Here is a 13,773-nt window from a genome sequence, read left to right on the forward strand (position 1 = left end):
GAGAGCAAGGGAAACCGGATGCTAAGAACCGGTTTCCCTCCGTGATCAGGCGTTCTTCAGCATCTCACGAACCACATAATGCAGGATGCCACCATGCTGGAAGTACACCGCCTCGTTGGCGGTATCGATGCGTGATTTCAGCTCACAGGTTTCGGTAGAGCCATCCTTGTATTTCACCATCATGGTCAGGGTCTGGCCCGGTTTGATCTCGCCAGACAGTCCTTCAATGCTGATGGTTTCCTCCCCGGTGAGTTTCAGGCTCTTGCGATCGGTACCCTCCGGGAATTGCAGCGGCATCACGCCCATACCAATCAGGTTAGAGCGATGGATACGCTCATAAGATTCTGCTACCACGGCTTTTACGCCCAGCAACCGGGTGCCCTTGGCGGCCCAGTCCCGGCTGGAGCCGGTGCCGTATTCCTTGCCAGCAATCACCACCAGCGGTGTACCTTGCTCCTGGTACTTCATGGCGGCATCGTATATGGCCATCTGCTCGCCGGTGGGCACAAACTTGGTGAAACCGCCTTCCACACCATCGAGCATCTCGTTTCGGATGCGCACGTTGGCGAAGGTGCCGCGCATCATCACCTCATGGTTACCCCGGCGGGAGCCGTAGGAGTTGAAATCTTTCGGTTCCACCCCGTGTTCCTGCAGGTATTTACCGGCAGGCGTATCGGCCTTGAAGGAACCGGCCGGGGAGATATGGTCGGTGGTGACCGAATCACCCAACAGAGCCAGGATGTTGGCATCCTTGATGTTGTCGATGGCCTCGGGCTGCTCACCCATGCCTTCGAAAAACGGCGGATGCTGGATATAGGTGGACTTGTCGCTCCACTCATACACCTTGCTTTCCGGCACCTTGATGGATTTCCAGATGTCGTCGCCCTCGAACACTTCGCCGTATTCCTTGCGGAACATGTCGGTTTTCACTTTCTCGACCGCTTCTGCGATTTCCGCCTGGCTGGGCCAGAGGTCGTTGAGATATACCGGCTTGCCGTCTTTGTCAGTGCCCAACGGGTCTTTGGTCAAATCCAGCCGCACGTTGCCGGCCAGGGCATAGGCCACCACCAGGGGCGGCGACGCCAGCCAGTTGGTTTTCACCAGCGGATGCACCCGACCCTCAAAGTTGCGGTTGCCGGACAGCACCGAAGCGACCGTGAGATCCCCCTCGTTGATGGCTTTCTCAACGGCATCCGGCAGCGGGCCTGAGTTGCCGATACAGGTGGTGCAGCCGTAGCCCACCAGGTTGAAGCCCAGTTCATTCAGGTCGTCCTGCAGGCCCGCCACTTTCAGGTAATCGGTGACCACCTTGGAGCCCGGCGCCAGGGAGGTTTTTACCCAGGGCTTGGTTTTCAGGCCTTTCTCAACCGCCTTCCGGGCGATCAGGCCAGCAGCCATCATTACGCTGGGGTTAGAGGTATTGGTACAGGAGGTGATAGCCGCAATCACCACGGCGCCGGGATCAAGCCGGGTTTTCTCGCCATTCATGTCCAGCGGCTGACTGGCCGGGTGTTCGTAGCTGTTATCCACACCCACGGCGGTTTGGCCGCCTTCTGACTCGAGCTTGGTCTCCTGAATTTTCGCCGGGCCTTCAGCGGTTTCCATCAACAGCTCAAAGGAGGCCTTCATGTTCTTCAGGGCCACCCGGTCCTGAGGCCGTTTCGGGCCGGCCAGGCTGGCTTCCACCTCACCCATGTCCAGTTCCAGGGTGTCTGTGTACACCGGCTCGTGGCCCGGCTCCCGCCAAAGGCCCTGGGCCTTCGCGTAGGCTTCCACCAGATCTAACAACTCTTCATCGCGGCCGGTCAGGCGCATATAGGTAATGGTCTGATCATCTACCGGGAAAAAGCCGCAGGTAGCGCCGTATTCAGGGGCCATGTTGGCGATGGTGGCCCGGTCGGCCACTGGCATGTCTTTCAGACCGTCGCCATAGAATTCCACAAACTTGCCCACTACACCTTTCTTGCGCAGCATCTCTACCACCGTCAGCACCAGGTCGGTGGCGGTGATGCCTTCCCGCAGCTTACCAGTGATCTTGAAGCCTACCACCTCGGGAATCAGCATAGAGACCGGCTGGCCCAGCATGGCGGCTTCCGCTTCGATACCACCGACACCCCAGCCAAGAATGCCCAGGCCGTTGATCATGGTGGTGTGGGAGTCGGTACCCACCAGGGTATCCGGGTAGGCAATGGTTTTGCCATCCACGTCCTTCTGCCAAACAGTCTTACCCAGATACTCCAGGTTGACCTGATGACAGATGCCGGTGCCGGGCGGCACCACCCGGAAGTTATCAAAGGCCTGCTGGCCCCAGCGCAGGAACTCGTAGCGCTCCTGGTTGCGCTCCATCTCGATCGCCACGTTGTCCTTGAAGGCAGAAGGATTGCCGTATTTGTCGACCATTACCGAGTGGTCGATGACCAGGTCTACCGGGGATAACGGATTGATCAGGGCCGGGTCTTTACCGGCCTGTTTTACCGCCTCGCGCATGGCGGCCAGGTCCACCACACCGGGTACGCCGGTGAAATCCTGCATTAATACCCGGGCCGGGCGAAACTGAATCTCAGTGTCGGAGCTTCGGTCTTTCAGCCACTGCACCATGGCATCGATATGGGAGCGGTCGACCGTGGTGTCATCTTCGTTGCGCAGCAGGTTCTCCAACAGGACCTTCAGGGAGAACGGCAGGCGGTTCAGGTCGCCCAGGGTGTCGGCCGCCTTGGGCAGACTGTAGTAGTGATAGGTCTTGCCTCCCGCGTTCAGGGTGGAGAGGGTATTCAGGCTGTCTTTGCTCAGTGAGGTATTCGACATGCGGGGCCTCCTCTTGGTTTGATCTACACTAACTATTGCATCGAATGAGCATAGTTCAACTCAACACCGATGAATGTTCGCTATTCCCCCGGTGAATAGCCCTGAAAGGCGAAACCATTCCTGTTTCAGCCCGCATTGTCGCCCTCGCCAATGTCTTCGATGCCCTGACCAGTGACCGTCCCTACAAAAAAGCCTGGCCCATTGACCAGGCAACCAATCTGATACACGAACAAATCGGTCAGCACTTTAAGCCGGTGCCGCTTTGGGCTCGGGTCAGGGCAGCCGGTACCGCGCTATCAATCCGTCTACACTTGCCACGCTGGAATCAATCTCGCTCGCCAGGCCCTGTACCCGCTCAGCCTCTTTTGCCACGTCGGTGGTGCGAGTGGCAACAGTGTGAATGTTTTCGTTAATTTGCAACGAGGTCGCCGCCTGCTGTTCGCAGGCGGCGGCGATCTGGTTGTTCATGCTGCTGACGGCGTCTATCGCTTGCTCAATGCGGCTGATGGCTTCGGCAGCTTCCTGAATAGCCCGGTTCGATTCGGTTGACCGGGTTTGCCCCATTTGCATGGCAGCCGTTGTCGCTTCCGACAGGTCTTTCAGTTCATCTACCGTGGTGCGGATTTCATCGGTGAATTCCTGGGTACTACGCGACAGGGAACGCACCTCGTCAGCGACCACGGCAAAGCCCCGGCCGTGCTCGCCCGCCCTGGCGGCCTCAATGGCCGCGTTCAGTGCCAGAAGGTTGGTCTGGTCGGAAATGTCGTGGATAGAGCCGGTTACCCGGGCAATAGACTCTACCTTGTCTGCCAGCTGGGCCACCATGCGGGCACTGTCTTCCAAAGCCTTGTTGGTGGCATCGGTCATGGTGCTGGCACTGGCCATAGCTTTGCTACCCGCCGTGGCAGCCTCTGCCGCATCATTGGCGGCTTCTGACGCCAACTGGGCATTGTGGGCGACCTCCTGCACACTGGCCGACATCTGGTTAGTGGCGGTGGCCACCTGATCAGCCTGCTGCTGTTGCTCTTCGACATACTGACGAGTGCTTTCACTGGCTTGAACCAGTTGCGCTGTATTGCGCTGAAGCTCATCAGAGAAACCGCGCATCTGCCGGATCAGCTCGCAGGACTTCTCCATCATGTCGTTGAAGGATTTTGCGCTGACACTGCGGTCCTCAGTGGGCAAACGACCGGACAGATCATGTTCCCTGTCAAACGCCTGAACAATCGACATCATACGGAACGCCTGGTTACGCTCCTGCTTCATTTGCACCGCAAAGAACACAAGGATACCGGCCTCGAAAACTACAAAAGCGGCATGAACCATGGCAGTGCCCCAGCCATGCCCGTGGTCGTATATCATCAGCGGCATCGAGCCTATCTGCGTGCCGGCATGTTGAAGTGCTGTGAACAACAGGTGGTGTAAGGCGATAGTAACGGCCGCAACCACTACAGGCAGCCAGTCCCGATAGATAATCGTTAGGGCGAGTCCGGAAAAGATATGAAAGTGCATTTCGATTCGGCCCATCTGGGCCTGAATCATGATGGCTGAGAACAACATCAAACAGACAGCAAAAAGGCTGGAACTGGCGCGACTTCCCCGCAACAGGAAGTAACCAACAGTTGCCAAGCCTCCCACCAACATAGACGCCACAAGTGCGAAGGCATGGGTGCCATAACCAACGGGCACCAGCAAGCCGACCACAGGCACGTGAGCCAGCAATATGAGCAGCATTTGCCGGTCGGCGACCAGCGCTTGCTCTCGGATCAGGTTGTTAACACTAACTCCCGTTGTCACTTGGCTCATTCTCTTGTGGGTACCTTGCGCGGGTTGTCTTGAGGACTGCCGTATTAAGATGTATCGGCTGTGATATTTACGGAACAGAATTGTTGCAGATCACTGAGCCCTCAGCCGGTTGGTAGTTTCACCTAGCAGACTTCAATCGGAATCCACGCAGGGATGTGTGAACAGATCAGCTGCGGCCCGAGGCCAGTTCTGTCATCATTGGCGCTGTTTTCTGACGGATCAGGATCTACCGTGAAACACGATTGTCATTACCACCCGGGCGACCCGGCCAAGTGGCACTGTGGTGAGTGCCAGATGCACTATTGCAACCGCTGCATGCCCGATGCAGACACTCGCCAGCGCCGGGCACTGTGCCCACGCTGCAGCAAGGCCATGAGGTATCTCGGGGCGGCAACCGAGGTAGTGCCCTTCTGGCACCGCATCGGCGCTTTCTTCCGCTACCCGTTCCACACTGATCCGTTGATGGTGATCGCCATCTGCACCCTGGTGCCTATCGTTGCACCGGCGAACATTGTCGGCTTGATTATCTGGCTGGTGCTGGCACTGGCCCTGTTCAAATACACCTATGCCGTGATCAGCCACACCGCAGAAGGCCATCTGAAACCTCCGCCGGTGTCGGTGGCGTTCACGGGCAGCGGTTTTGATATCGTCATTCTGCAGCTTCTCGTATTTGTACTGATGGGTGGCCTGGTGGCTGCGGCGGCAATGATCGGCGGGCCGATTCTTATGATGCTGGCGTTGGCATTTGCGATACTCGCCCTGCCCGCCAGCATCATGGTGCTGGCGATGGAGCGATCAGTGGGTGCGGCGGTGAACCCGATGAACCTGGCGGTGCTGATTTCCCGTATCGGCACCCCTTACTTCCTGCTGTATGGCTATCTGATTCTTCTCACCCTGGCTTCCGGGGCGGCCCAGGATTTTGCCGTTGATCACTTCCCGATGTGGGTGGCACAGCCCCTGGCGGGCTTCCTTAACAGTACCTTTACCCTGATTCTGTTCCACATGCTGGGTTACCTGCTGTTCCAGTATCAGGAAGAACTGGGCTTTGCCTCGGACATTCAGGGGGAAGAAGGCGACGCAGACCAACAGAACCGGGACCGGAGCACCCGCTTTGATGCCGATCTGGACATGAACCTGAAAGACGGCAACTACGACCGGGTTCAGAGCATGCTGATCGAATCCCTCAAAAAAGACCGGGACAATCCGAAACGCATCGGGCAGCTCTATCAGATTCTGACCGCCCGGCAGGCAACGACCGAGCTGTACCGGTATCACCCGCGCCTGATGGCGTGGCTCGCCCAACGACATGATGGGGACGGGCTGAACCAGCTGATGCAGACCCTGCAAGCGGCTGAGCCTGGCTTTCAGCTGGACGACCCGGAACTGGCGGTGCAGTGCGCGAGCGCCCTTTATCACCGGGGCCACTTCAAACCGGCACTGCGATTGTTGCAGGATTTCCACAAGCGCTTTCCGGACAGCGACCAACTGGCACCCGCGTACTTACTTGCCGCCCAGGCTCTGGCAAACGGTCTTCAGCAATGGGAAAAAGCAGGAGCATTTCTGTCGTTTATAAAGAAACGCTGTGTCACCCATCCGCTACATGGGCAGATCGACACCTGGCTGGAGCAGGCCCGTAATCAGCAGCCACTGAAAGGTCCAAAGGCCAACTTTGAGGTGCCAGACTAATATAAAGTGCCAGTACAGACTGCTCTGTGCTGGCATCTTCGGTTTCAGAGTGTGTTCTGAAGCAGTTGGCGGTAATGGCGGGCCTTAGGTTCCATCTGAAGTTTCTCAAACTCTGCCAAAAGCAGCCGGCAGGCCTCATTGACCATCTCTGCATCGGCCTTCAGGCGCATGCGTTCAAAGGCTTTTTCGGCCACCTTCAGGTCATGGTGTTTAAGGCTGGTAAACAGCACGCGGTTGTGGTCTTCCACCGCCAGCGGATGATGGGCCTCACCCTTACTCAGATATTCCTGCCACACCTGAATCATCTGTTCCGGCTGCCGCCGGGCCATGGCATCGGCCATCAGTTGCCGGGACAGCTCCCGGTAGGCTGGCAGGTCTGGCCGCAGTTTAGCCAGCTGGTACAGGTGTTCCGACACGATGGAGCGCTCGGGATAGCGCTCCCGCAACGCTTCGAACTGACGGCGGGCCAGGTCAAACTCCATCCTTCCAAGGCTGGCCATCGCCTGGGCATAAGCCGATGTGAAACGAGCATCCTGCTCATCTTCTTCCGGTTCAAAAAACTCTTCTTTCACCTGCAACCAGCTTTTACCCAACAGCCAGACCAGGCCAGCACCCGCAAGCAGTCCGCCTGCGTGGGCCATATAGGCAATACCGGTAGAGCCGGCGTACCAGTAATCGTAGATTTCCTTGCCTACCCACACCGGCAACAGGGCGATGGCCGGGGCCCGGAAATAATTGAAGTAGACCAACAGGAAGTAGAAAAAACGGATTTTCTGCACGCCGTATATGGCCACATACATGCCCATCAACCCGGAAATGGAGCCTGACGCGCCCACCAGAGGAATCTGGCTGCCCATGGAGAAGCCGGTATACATCAGGCCGGATAACGCACCACAGGCCAGATAGGCCATCAGGTAACGGCCAGGCCCCAGGGCTTTCTCGACCGTGAAGCCAAGCAGGAACAGGAACAGCAAGTTACCGATAATATGGCCCCAGCCACCGTGCAGAAACTGGTAGGTGATCAGGCTGTAAAGCGACAACTCAGCCGGGATAAGCCCCAACTGATAAGCGCTCATTCGAGACAGCCACTGTTCGTCGATGGCAACCCGCTGCTCCAGCCAGTGACTTCGCTCAGCCGGCGCCCAGATCAGGTCCCGGTTTTCTTGCAGGTACTGGTAGAACTCCCGGTCCACCAACAGGGTGGCTGCCAGCCAGAAGATTTCGTTGTCCTCCTGCAGTTGCTGGAATTCCTGAAGCTCCAGCACACTCTGGGCATCACCAGAGAACCGGATTTCCCGCTGCAGATAGTCTTCATAAGCCGGTGCCTCGAGCGCCAGCAGGTCGGCTTCCAGGTACTGTTCCAGGGCGGCTTCAAACTTGCGGTCGTCACCGCCCTGATAGAACAGGAAGACCAGCAGGCAAGCCATCATCAGGCTCAGGGTTACCCAGGGCGGGCGCTTCCAGTTAACGGCGTTCTCGGCAGGAATAATCAGCATGGGCGGTCACAATTCATCACAATCTGTCCCTGAAAAGCTGCTTTTTACCACAGCAGCGACTTCTTTTCCCGGTGTAATGACACCTGGCGAGCAGAAATCAAAGGTCTGCAACGGGAAATGTGGCGCAGCACACAACCATGGATGTCATCACACAGTCACACAAATGCCATTCAATCGGTAACCACTCACTTCCGGTGCCTATCGACCATTCGCCAATTGCCGTTATTGCTTCAACCAACAATATTGGGGAAGCAATAACAACAAAAACCGGATTCTGGACTCGAGGATACTGCACATGACCGTACTAGTTCTGGACAACCCTGACCTGCTGGCGAAGGCCGCATTGGCATTCGGCGGCATGGCGGGCCAGCCTTCACAAGACGGAAGCCGTCCTCACCGCACCCGATTTCACTACGGCTTCAACAAACACACCCCGGATGCCGGTGACATAGAGGTTCTGAAGCAGCACGCGGCCTACCTGAAAAACCACCCGGGTGTGCGGGTAAGAATTCATGGCCACGCCGACCGCTTTGGTTCAGAGGAATACAATCGTTTCCTGGCTCGCCTGAGGGCCAACTCCGTTGCCCGCCTGCTCATGCGTGAGGGCGTTCACCAGTCTGCCCTTGTGCTGGCCACCTGGGGGTCAGATCGCCCCCTGGCCCGGCCGGAAGACCACGCGGCCAACCGCCGGGTGGAACTGGAATACCTGACTCTGGATATTGCCCGGGCTCTCTGAGTACCCTGTCATCGAGTAGGAGGGGGAGTTACCTCCCCCACTCTCTCACATCAACGGGCATACAGGGCCGTATCACAATGATTCATGATTGGCGCATCAAGCAATAAAACCCGTCTTGCACAGCCTCAAAGACATGCAGTTGTCACACGCGCACACCGTCCGCTAGAATCGCTCCCGCATCTTTACCAATTCTTCTGACGTCAACAAGGAATGCTGACGATGAGCTTCATGACACTGGTCAGGCCCTCGGAGCTGAGAGCCCGTGATCTTCCCCTCGTTGAAACCCCCTTTTTTGCCGCCGATAAGGCCAGGCGCCTGGTTAAAGAGAACGGCCACGTTCGGTCAGACATGTACTCGTTATTCCGGTACGGCCCCGGTGACCGGCGAGACATAGCCGAGGCCGTCTACCAGGCGGTGAAAGACGGTGAGCTGATGTTGGTCTGTGAAGGCTGGGATGGCCCCTTCTCCCCCATGGTGACCTGGCAGCCGGACGACAACCTGCCTGCCGGCGGCCGGTGGCGGCTCAATGACCACTGGATATACACACCTTCTGAGATTAAGAGCGCCGTGGCGGAACTGAACGAATGCGGGGTGAGCTCCGATCAGTTGCGCCAATCCGCCTCCTGGGGGGTTGGGTCGCTGAAAGTGAATATGTTCTCGATACACTACCGGCAGTGGCAGCGCCGGGAACAGGCTGCGCAAGACAGCGCAGATAACCACCGGCTGAGCCTGCCCCTGGGGGCAGCCGCCTTGGTGGCTCCATTATCCACGGTCCCAACATCCGCCACCGAAGACGCCAAGGAAGGCGCCTCTCAGGCCCCCTCCCCCAGGATTCACCTGGAAGTGGGCCTGTTTACCGACGGCACCATGAACAATGCGGCCAATACCCAGGCTTTCAAAGAGCAGCTGGAGCGGGAGTGCCTGATTCCCTACGAGAACAACACCATCAGCCGGGAAGAGTGTGAGCAGAGGCTGAGCCTGATGTTGGGTGCCAGCTATGCCAATGCGGCCAGCAATGTGGCTAAGTTGTGGGATTTGTACGTTGAAGACGAAAAAGAGGAGGAGGGTACCAGCACCTACCGGTTCAGTGTCTATGCCCCTGGGGCGGGCACCAAGACTGGTGAGGGTGATGTGTTGTACAGCGCAGCCACCGGCATGGGGGAGGCCGGGGTTATTGAGCAGGTCAAGAGAGCTTTCAAGACGGTAGCGGAGACAACCAAGAGGCTTGCCGAGGGGTTGCCCATCGACCGGTTGACCGTCGATCTGTTCGGCTTCAGTCGGGGGGCTGCTGCCGCCCGCCACGCTGCGCATGAGATTAATCAGGGCGAAAGCGGCCTGCTCGCCAAGATACTGGCTCAGAACCATATTCCTTGGCCGGAGACGGTAGAAATTCGCTTCGTGGGGCTATTCGATTCCGTGGCCGCCATCGTTAACCCGGCCGCTGGTGACTTATCGGCTCATAACAACCGCAACTGCCCGGTAAAGCTGTACCTGGATCCAGGCAAAGTGGGCCAGGCTGTACACCTGACCGCCACCCACGAGCACCGCCGGAACTTTGCCCTGAACAGTCTGCGAAACCACGATGGCGGCTTGCCGGCCAACTTCCGGGAAATCGCCCTGCCGGGCGTTCATTCCGATATTGGCGGTGGTTACGGCGACAGCCAGCGCGAGGATGTGCTGTTAAGCCCCAAGTTGCAGGTACCTCGCGACCGGCTGCGCTGGCCGGACAAAACCTTGCAGTGGGACAACCTGGAGGCCAAACGGCAACAGGTAGAGGCCGCAGGCTGGATTGGCCCCCACAACCTGCCGGTACGGCAATCCGAACAATTGCAGGCCTGGCCGAAAGACCTGGGCCCGGAAGGGCCAGCCCGGCTGGAAATTGTTACCCGGCGCTATGACCACCCGGCGCCGGATGGCCGGGTGGAACTGGTGTTGCGGATGCTGCGCCAGGTGCGGGGGGAGTACTCACGGGTGGCTCTGCGGTTAATGCATCAATTGGCGCTAGACAACAACGTCCCGCTTAAGAAGATGCCTGACCGGGACGATATGAATTTACCTACTGAATTATTGCCGATCTACCAGCAACTCCATGACCAGGTTAGCGGTGGGGAGGATGCTCCGCACCTGTCCTCGAATGATCAGGCCTTGTTACTCCAGCGCTATCTCCATTACTCGGCACACTACAACGGTATCGACATGCTGGTAGCGGAAGGTCTGGCAAAGTTAGAGGGATTGTACCCCCATGCACCGGCGCTCTCCGGGGAGCGCCTGGTTTATCCACAGACAGAGGGCGACTAATGATTCAGAAGATCCTGGCCATGGGCATCGTGGCCATCGCCCTGTTGGGCAACGGGTGTTCGGCGTGGTCGAAGGCCGACGACACAAACTGGTACATCGACATAGCCGCCCCCAAGCACTACGAAGTGTGGGTGACCGATATGTTCCTGGAGAAGTCGGGTGAGCGGAGCTGGCGCCAGCCCATCGGCACCGTGGGGTGCTGCTGGAGGGGTCCCCGCGGCCCCCGCGGCAAGGGAGCCAGGGTTGCCCCCTTCCCGGAACTGATTCTAGTCAACTGGTTTTCCTTTGCGGAACAGAAATATTACACCAAATTGATTATGGTGCCGGAAGACCTGCTGGACCGAATGCGGGAGCCGGCCACTTACAAGACGCCGATGGGCGTGTATTCCGGCCCCCGGAACTTCATGACCATTGGCCTGGCGCCCGGAGGTACCGTGGTGGTGTGGATTTCGAACCAGATTGGCAATGAGATTGAGGTGATGCGTATGCAGGCCACGGAAGTGCCGGGTGATCCGGCAGATTTTGCACCCTTAATGGAGGATTATCTGGAAGCCCATGGTGACTACCTCAAGGAACATGGCATCCCGACGGAAGGGTGGTAGGCCCCTGGGCCACGACAACGGCATCGACACTCTGGTAGCGGGAGGTCTGGCAAAGTTAGAGGGATTGTACCCCCATGCACCGGCGCTCTCCGGGGAGCGCCTGGTTTATCCACAGACAGAGGGCGACTAATGATTCAGAAGATCCTAGCCATGGGCCTCGTGGCCATCACCCTGTTGGCCAGCGGGTGTTCGGCATGGTCTAAGGCAGACGACACAAACTGGTATATCGACATCGCCGCCCCCGAACACTACGAAGTGTGGGTGACCGATATGTTCCTGGAGAAGTCGGGTGAGCGGAGCTGGCGCCAGCCCATCGGCACCGTGGGGTGCTGCTGGAAGGGGCCCCATGGTCCAACAGGAGCTGGGGCTCGAGTTGCCCCCTTTCCGGAACTGATTCTCGTCAATTGGTTCTCCTTTGCGGAGCAGAAGTACTACGCCAAAATAATTAAGGTGCCGCCAGACCTGCTGGATCGAATGCGGGAGCCGGCGACCTACAAGACGCCGATGGGTGTGTATTCCGGCCCTCGGAACTTTATGACCATTGGCCTGGCGCCCGGCGGTACTGTGGTGGTGTGGATTTCGAACCAGATTGGCAATGAGATTGAGGTGATGCGTATGCAGGCCACGGAAGTGCCGGGGGATCCGGCAGATTTTGCACCCTTAATGGAGGATTATCTGGAAGCCCATGGTGACTACCTCAAGGAACATGGCATCCCGACGGAAGGGTGGTAGGCTGCTCGACAAACAGCCATCTCTTGGTCAGTTCTAAGCAGGTGGCTTGTCCAGCAACTTCCGGAAGGGCCCACTCCTCCAGGAGCCGGGTGCACCAAACACAAACGGGGCCAACAGGCCCCGTTTTCGTGACAGCATCAGGCTTGATCAGCCGTACACCTGCCATACGTTCCATAACAGCAGCAGCGCCGCCACCAGAATCGCCAACCAGGTTAACAGGATACCGATCATGCGGGCCTTGTGGGGGCCACCCTTGCCGTTGATCATGCCCCAGGCATGGAGAATACGGCCCACCACCAGCGCCATGCCGGTCCAGTAAATCAGGCCTGAGGCAACACCGTTCAGCTCGGCAATCGCCAGCATAATCAGGCCAATGGGCGCATATTCGACCAGGTTAGCATGGGCGCGCACCGCTGCCTCAAACTCGACATCGTCGTTCACGCCCAGCCCTTTACGGTACTTCAGCCGGTACTTGACCACCTGGCCGGACAACACCAGCAACAACAAACCAAGGACGGCCGCGAACACAGCGGTTACGGGTACGATCATGTCAGCCCTGCTTTATCTTGTTGACCACCGCCAACAGCAGTACCGCACCGACCGTCGCTGTGACCAGCTCACCGACCATGCTCTTTACCGCCAGCCCCAGCACGCCAAACAGCACGCCGCCAATCACCGAACCGACAATACCGATACCGATATTGGCCAGTACACCAAAGCCCTTGCCTTTCATAATCAGGCCGGCCAGCCAGCCGGCAAGACCACCGATGATCAGAAACCAGATCAGGCTCATCTCCGCGTTCTCCCAAGGTTTACCAGTTCAGAATGTAATCCTGTTCAGAAGACTGCCCTGTTTTTCACGGCCATTCAAGCAGTTCCGGGAGTTCGTGCCAGCCCTGCGATGGCTTCCGACATCTGTTGGTGGCACCGGGCGATCAGCTCGGGTACATCGGCAGAGGTCAGCCCCTGGGTTTCGACAGGAGGAAGAATCCGCATCGGGACTGGCTCCCTGCGACCAGACCAGCCTCGTGTTTTGCCGTGATACTCACCGGCACACACCATGGTAATGGGGGCACCGGCGGCAATGGCAGTGTGAAACGCACCTTTCTTGAAGCTTCCCAGGCCGCGCCCTCGGCTACGGGTGCCTTCCGGGAAGACCCAGATACTTTTACGCTGCTGGTTGATCGCCTCACTGGTGGCCTCCATTACCGCCACCGCTTTTCGGGACCGACCGCGGTTCAGAATGATGTTGCCACCCAGCCAGAATACCTGGCCAAAGAACGGCACCCAGACCAATGAGGACTTACCTACCGCCACCGTACGCGGCGGTAGCAAGTCACCCATCAGGAACAGGTCGTCGTTCTGTTGGTGGTTAGCGATGATCACCGTTGGCCTGTCCTGCGGCATGTTCTCAGCCCCGTACAGTGGGCGCTTCATGCCCACCAAACAACGCCCTACCCGGGCGACAATCCAGCCCAGCAGACGGTTATTATCCGGGTTGAACGGCCGGGCCAGGTATAACACCAATGCCAGAAGGCACAGGACTGGCACACTGATCCACGCCAGGATTTTTCTTACCACTGCCATACTGCTTTTCCGTTGAGACTCATTT

The 13,773-nt window shown here is 58.1% G+C and carries 11 protein-coding genes and 1 pseudogene; 6 read left to right on the forward strand and 6 right to left on the reverse strand.

What is annotated here, in order from left to right:
- Positions 1 to 45 precede the first annotated feature (45 nt).
- Entirely contained in the window at positions 46 to 2,805 is a 2,760-nt protein-coding gene (gene acnA, locus ABIE59_RS14170; RefSeq protein WP_354447877.1) for an aconitate hydratase AcnA, read from the reverse strand.
- A 101-nt stretch (positions 2,806 to 2,906) separates the two neighbouring features.
- Here acnA and ABIE59_RS14175 point away from each other — a divergent pair.
- A pseudogene (locus tag ABIE59_RS14175) lies at positions 2,907 to 3,044 on the forward strand (HD-GYP domain-containing protein); the annotation flags it as partial.
- Between the two features lie 34 nt (positions 3,045 to 3,078).
- Here the strand turns inward: ABIE59_RS14175 and ABIE59_RS14180 are convergent.
- Entirely contained in the window at positions 3,079 to 4,602 is a 1,524-nt protein-coding gene (locus ABIE59_RS14180; protein ID WP_354447879.1) for a methyl-accepting chemotaxis protein, read from the reverse strand.
- Between the two features lie 240 nt (positions 4,603 to 4,842).
- Here ABIE59_RS14180 and ABIE59_RS14185 point away from each other — a divergent pair, with 240 nt between their 5' ends.
- Complete coding sequence (locus ABIE59_RS14185; protein WP_354447881.1) at positions 4,843 to 6,297, forward strand: B-box zinc finger protein; 1,455 nt, start codon at positions 4,843 to 4,845, stop codon at positions 6,295 to 6,297.
- Positions 6,298 to 6,341: 44 nt separating this feature from the next.
- On the opposite strand, the gene ABIE59_RS14190 is transcribed toward ABIE59_RS14185, so the two are convergent.
- Positions 6,342 to 7,793: a rhomboid family intramembrane serine protease gene (locus ABIE59_RS14190; RefSeq protein WP_354447883.1), complete on the reverse strand. Its 1,452-nt coding sequence runs from the start codon at positions 7,791 to 7,793 to the stop codon at positions 6,342 to 6,344.
- 295 nt (positions 7,794 to 8,088) lie between these two features.
- Between ABIE59_RS14190 and ABIE59_RS14195 the strand changes: the two genes are divergently transcribed.
- The 4 genes from ABIE59_RS14195 (at position 8,089) to ABIE59_RS14210 (ending at position 12,161) form a co-directional block, all read left to right on the forward strand.
- Positions 8,089 to 8,529 carry an OmpA family protein gene (locus ABIE59_RS14195; RefSeq protein WP_354447885.1) on the forward strand — a complete coding sequence of 147 codons (441 nt, stop codon included), beginning with the start codon at positions 8,089 to 8,091 and terminating at the stop codon, positions 8,527 to 8,529.
- 219 nt (positions 8,530 to 8,748) lie between these two features.
- Positions 8,749 to 10,827: a phospholipase effector Tle1 domain-containing protein gene (locus ABIE59_RS14200; protein WP_354447887.1), complete on the forward strand. Its 2,079-nt coding sequence runs from the start codon at positions 8,749 to 8,751 to the stop codon at positions 10,825 to 10,827.
- Positions 10,827 to 11,429 carry a DUF2931 family protein gene (locus ABIE59_RS14205; RefSeq protein ID WP_354447889.1) on the forward strand — a complete coding sequence of 201 codons (603 nt, stop codon included), beginning with the start codon at positions 10,827 to 10,829 and terminating at the stop codon, positions 11,427 to 11,429. The genes ABIE59_RS14200 and ABIE59_RS14205 overlap by 1 nt, the downstream gene beginning before the upstream one ends.
- Positions 11,430 to 11,558: 129 nt before the next feature.
- On the forward strand, positions 11,559 to 12,161 hold the full coding sequence (locus ABIE59_RS14210) for a DUF2931 family protein (RefSeq protein ID WP_354447891.1): 603 nt from the start codon (positions 11,559 to 11,561) through the stop codon (positions 12,159 to 12,161).
- 147 nt (positions 12,162 to 12,308) lie between these two features.
- On the opposite strand, the gene ABIE59_RS14215 is transcribed toward ABIE59_RS14210, so the two are convergent.
- The 3 genes from ABIE59_RS14215 to ABIE59_RS14225 form a co-directional block, all read right to left on the reverse strand.
- Positions 12,309 to 12,710 (reverse strand): MAPEG family protein, encoded by a 402-nt coding sequence (locus tag ABIE59_RS14215; RefSeq protein ID WP_061330920.1) that lies wholly within the window; start codon positions 12,708 to 12,710, stop codon positions 12,309 to 12,311.
- 1 nt (position 12,711) lies between these two features.
- Complete coding sequence (locus ABIE59_RS14220; RefSeq protein ID WP_061330921.1) at positions 12,712 to 12,954, reverse strand: GlsB/YeaQ/YmgE family stress response membrane protein; 243 nt, start codon at positions 12,952 to 12,954, stop codon at positions 12,712 to 12,714.
- A 74-nt stretch (positions 12,955 to 13,028) separates the two neighbouring features.
- Complete coding sequence (locus ABIE59_RS14225) at positions 13,029 to 13,748, reverse strand: lysophospholipid acyltransferase family protein (protein ID WP_354447893.1); 720 nt, start codon at positions 13,746 to 13,748, stop codon at positions 13,029 to 13,031.
- Positions 13,749 to 13,773: the final 25 nt, after the last annotated feature.

Source organism: Marinobacter sp. MBR-99 (genome assembly GCF_040547575.1).
In the GTDB taxonomy this organism is placed as follows: Bacteria; Pseudomonadota; Gammaproteobacteria; order Pseudomonadales; family Oleiphilaceae; genus Marinobacter.

Excerpts from the sequence above, each read along its gene's own strand:
- acnA (WP_354447877.1), bottom strand. The coding sequence starts at position 2,805 with ATGTCGAATACCTCACTGAGCAAAGACAGCCTGAATACCCTCTCCACC.
- ABIE59_RS14215 (WP_061330920.1), bottom strand. The coding sequence starts at position 12,710 with ATGATCGTACCCGTAACCGCTGTGTTCGCGGCCGTCCTTGGTTTGTTG.
- ABIE59_RS14190 (WP_354447883.1), bottom strand. The coding sequence starts at position 7,793 with ATGCTGATTATTCCTGCCGAGAACGCCGTTAACTGGAAGCGCCCGCCC.
- ABIE59_RS14195 (WP_354447885.1), top strand. The coding sequence starts at position 8,089 with ATGACCGTACTAGTTCTGGACAACCCTGACCTGCTGGCGAAGGCCGCA.
- ABIE59_RS14205 (WP_354447889.1), top strand. The coding sequence starts at position 10,827 with ATGATTCAGAAGATCCTGGCCATGGGCATCGTGGCCATCGCCCTGTTG.
- ABIE59_RS14210 (WP_354447891.1), top strand. The coding sequence starts at position 11,559 with ATGATTCAGAAGATCCTAGCCATGGGCCTCGTGGCCATCACCCTGTTG.
- ABIE59_RS14225 (WP_354447893.1), bottom strand. The coding sequence starts at position 13,748 with ATGGCAGTGGTAAGAAAAATCCTGGCGTGGATCAGTGTGCCAGTCCTG.
- ABIE59_RS14220 (WP_061330921.1), bottom strand. The coding sequence starts at position 12,954 with ATGAGCCTGATCTGGTTTCTGATCATCGGTGGTCTTGCCGGCTGGCTG.
- ABIE59_RS14200 (WP_354447887.1), top strand. The coding sequence starts at position 8,749 with ATGAGCTTCATGACACTGGTCAGGCCCTCGGAGCTGAGAGCCCGTGAT.